3 protein-coding genes are annotated in these 3,788 nt (G+C 58.8%); all 3 read left to right on the forward strand.

Going from position 1 to position 3,788, the window contains the following annotated elements:
- Positions 1 to 244: 244 nt before the first annotated feature.
- Positions 245 to 1,381 (forward strand): MraY family glycosyltransferase, encoded by a 1,137-nt coding sequence (locus Q0Z93_RS09895; protein WP_298065083.1) that lies wholly within the window; start codon positions 245 to 247, stop codon positions 1,379 to 1,381.
- Between the two features lie 346 nt (positions 1,382 to 1,727).
- On the forward strand, positions 1,728 to 2,690 hold the full coding sequence (locus Q0Z93_RS09900; protein ID WP_298065085.1) for a transketolase C-terminal domain-containing protein: 963 nt from the start codon (positions 1,728 to 1,730) through the stop codon (positions 2,688 to 2,690).
- Positions 2,691 to 2,921: 231 nt separating this feature from the next.
- Positions 2,922 to 3,788: aminotransferase class III-fold pyridoxal phosphate-dependent enzyme (locus Q0Z93_RS09905; protein WP_298065086.1), on the forward strand; the 867-nt coding region annotated here is incomplete at its 3' end.

The raw sequence follows: 3,788 nt of genomic DNA on the forward strand, positions 1-3,788 counted from the left end.
CCAAAAAATCCCGACGGGGCCCCGCACCGAAAACATCAGGACGGCCTGCAGACACCCAGCTCCGGCGACACCCCCGCAGTCCACAAAGATAGTAAAAAACGACAGACCGAAAAACAAGTTGGACCGCATGGAATATGTCCTTATATTTGTGTAATGAAAACCGCACCACGGTAATCCGAACAGGCCGGAACGCACTCGGTTTGTTCCCATTTGCCGGTACTAACACCTCCGAGCCTTTTATAACATGATGTACGTGCTATTCGTGATATTGACCTTTGTTATTTCGGCGGCCATCGGATGGTTCGCCATACCCCGCATCGTCATTATCGCAAAAATGAAACGCCTGTTCGACGAAACCAACGCGCGAAAAGTCCATAAGGGAGCTGTTCCGCGGCTGGGAGGACTGTCGTTTTTCCCGGCCGCACTGTTCTCTTTCGCATTCGTGCTGGGGCTGCGGTACTACTATGGATACGATGTCGCTCTCGATTTGCAGGTCGAGCTGCTGACCGAATTCCTGTTCGTGATGGCCGGCATGCTGATCCTCTACTTCGTAGGGATGGCCGATGATCTGATCGGGGTCGGGTACCGCAACAAATTCGTGGCACAGTTCTTCGCGGGGATATGTCTGGTATTCGCAGGGGTGACGGTGTTCGACTTGCAGGGATTGTTCGGCGTGCACCGGCTGCCGTTTGCGCTGGATGCCGTGCTGACCGTCGTGGCGGTCGTGCTGACCGTCAATGCGTTCAACCTGATCGACGGCGTGGACGGATTGTGCTCGGGACTGGGGACGATTATCCTGACCACGCTGGGGATTCTTTTTATCTACTACCAGCTGTTCGTGTACGCCATGTTCGCGTTCGGGATGGTGGGGGTGCTGATCGCGTTTTTCCAGTACAACGTGCTGGGAACCCGGCTCAAGGTGTTCATGGGGGACACGGGTTCCTTGACGTTGGGATACATGATCATTTTTCTGGGGCTGAAGTTCATCAACCTCGAAAATACGACTTTCATCAGCGTTGGGTTCAATTCCACGCTGGCTATACTGGCGGGGATGCTGTTCCTGCCGGTGTTCGACACCTGCCGGGTGTTCGTGAGCCGGATCTCGCGCGACAGATCGCCGTTTTTCCCGGACAAGAGCCATGTGCACCACAAATTGCTCCGGCTCAACCGCACGCATTTGCAGAGCACGGGGATTCTGCTGTTGATGGAGATCGGTTTCGTTTTGTTGAATTTCGTACTGGCGGAGTTCCTGGGGCTGGACATCAACTGGGTGCTGCTGGCGGATATTTTGCTGGGGGTGGGGTTCAATGTGGTGCTCAACAAGCTGATCGACCGTTATGGGCGGGAGCTGGACGAGCACGAAGTGATGCAGAAACCGTAACGGGACTGGTGGCGAAGGTTTTTTGGGGGCGTTTTTTCGGTGTTTTCTGCGGGCTGCGGAAACATTGCCCCTCTGCCGGGGGTGGCTCGGGGTCACGGGAACCTAAGTATATTAACTGTTGGATTTCCGCGTCAGCGGTGCTTTGGGCCGGGCAGGTGATAGGGTGTGAAAGCCTTGAAGCCTTGAAGCCTTGAAGCCTTGAAGCCTCGAGGACCTGAAGCCTTAAAGCCTTGAAAGCCTTGAAAGCCCTGAGGCCCAAATGTTACACCTGCACCGTCGTCGGCCCCGCGAGATGCACAACCCGAAATCAACTTAGCCAAAACACCATATAGAAACACAACGAAACATGAGACCTTATACCCTCGCAGGAAAAAAAGACACCCGATCCGGATTCGGCGACGCCATGACCCAGCTCGGACGTACCAATCCCGATGTCGTGGCCCTATGCGCCGACCTGGCCGGCTCGCTCAAACTCGGCACCTTCATCCAGGAAAATCCCGGCCGTTTTTTTGAGGCCGGGATCGCAGAAGCCAATATGATCGGCGTCGGCACCGGCCTCGCCTTAGGCGGGAAAGTGCCATTCGTCACCACCTTCGCCGCATTTGCCACCGGCCGCGTCTACGACCAGATCCGGCAAAGCGTCGCCTACTCGAATGCCAACGTGAAGATCGCCGCCTCGCACGCCGGGATCACCCTCGGCGAAGACGGAGCGACCCACCAGATCATGGAAGACATCGGACTGATGAAAATGCTCCCGAACATGGTAGTCATCAACCCGTGCGACTATAACCAGACCCGAGCCGCCACCTTAGCTGCCGCGGCATACCAAGGGCCGGTGTACCTGCGCTTCGGGAGGCCTGCGGAACCTGTCTATACGCCCGAAGACGAACCGTTCGTGATCGGCAAAGCCGTGCGGTGGAGCGAAGGGACGGATGTGACCATCCTCGCTACCGGACATCTGATGTGGCGCGCCATCCGGGCAGCCGAACAACTCGAAAGCGAAGGCGTGGGGGTAGACCTGCTCAATATCCACACGATCAAGCCGTTAGATGAGGAAGCGATCCTTGCGTCGGTGCGCAAGACCGGATGCGTCGTGACCTGCGAAGAACACATGATGAACGGCGGACTGGGGGACAGTGTGGCCCAGCTGCTGGCCCGGAATTTTCCGGTGCCGCAGGAATACGTCGCCGTGGACGACCGATTCGGCGAAAGCGGGACCCCGGCCGAATTGATGGTGAAATTCCACCTCGACACGCCGGACGTCGTCGCTGCCGCGCATCGGGCGATGGAACGGAAAAAACAACGTTAGGGGATGTTTTCGGAGAAGGAATAGCGGTCGGTTTTGCAGGGAAAATCCGGAGCGGAGATTGTCTCCTCTCCGGATTCCTGCTTTTTTGAGACCTGCGGAACGACCGGACACCGCCGGAGGCGGGATGGGCGTAAACGGAGAGCGGAACCAGTCCCGTTGTGCGGATAAATGCTATTTTTGCAAACGATGTGCGGCAAAACCGGCATCCGAAGAAGTATGACGAAAAATCGCATGGACACGGAAGAATTACTGAACTGGGACCGGGAACACCTCTGGCACCCGTACACGTCGGCTTCGGCACCGCTGCCGGCCTATGCGGTGCGGCGGGCCGACGGGGTGCGGATCGAGCTGGAGGACGGGCGTCAACTCATCGACGGGATGTCGTCGTGGTGGTGCGCCGTGCACGGCTACAACCACCCGAGGCTCAACGCGGCGGCCGAGCGGCAGTTGGGCGAAATGTCGCACGTGATGTTCGGAGGGCTGACCCACCGGCCGGCGGTGGAGCTGGGGCGGCGGCTGCTGGCGATGGCGCCGGGCGCCGGGCTGCCGCAGGGTGATCCGCGGAAACCGGAGTTTGTCTTTTTCGCAGACTCCGGCTCGGTGGCGGTGGAGGTGGCGATGAAGATGGCGATGCAGTGGCAGCTCTCGCAGGGGCGTCCGGAACGGAATGAGTTTATGACGATCCGGGGGGGATACCACGGGGATACGTGGAATGCGATGAGCGTCTGCGATCCGGAGGGCGGGATGCACACGCTGTGGCGGGGACGGCTGGCGGTGCAGCATTTCGTGCCGAGGCCGGAGGTGCCTTTCGGCGGGGAGTGGTCTGAGGCGGCTATAGAACCGATTCGTAAAGCATTTATGGAGCACCGGGAACGGCTGGCGGCATTCATTCTGGAGCCTGTCGTGCAGGGAGCGGGCGGAATGTGGTTCTACAGTCCGGAATACTTACGGGGCATTGCGGAGCTGTGCCGGGAGTTCGACGTTCTGCTGATTGCGGACGAGATCGCGACGGGTTTCGGCCGGACGGGACGGATGTTCGCCTGCGAGTGGGCTGGCGTGGTGCCGGACATTCTGTGCGTGGGCAAGGCGCTCACGGGG

The organism is uncultured Rikenella sp. (assembly GCF_947628055.1).
Lineage (GTDB): Bacteria > Bacteroidota > Bacteroidia > Bacteroidales > Rikenellaceae > Rikenella.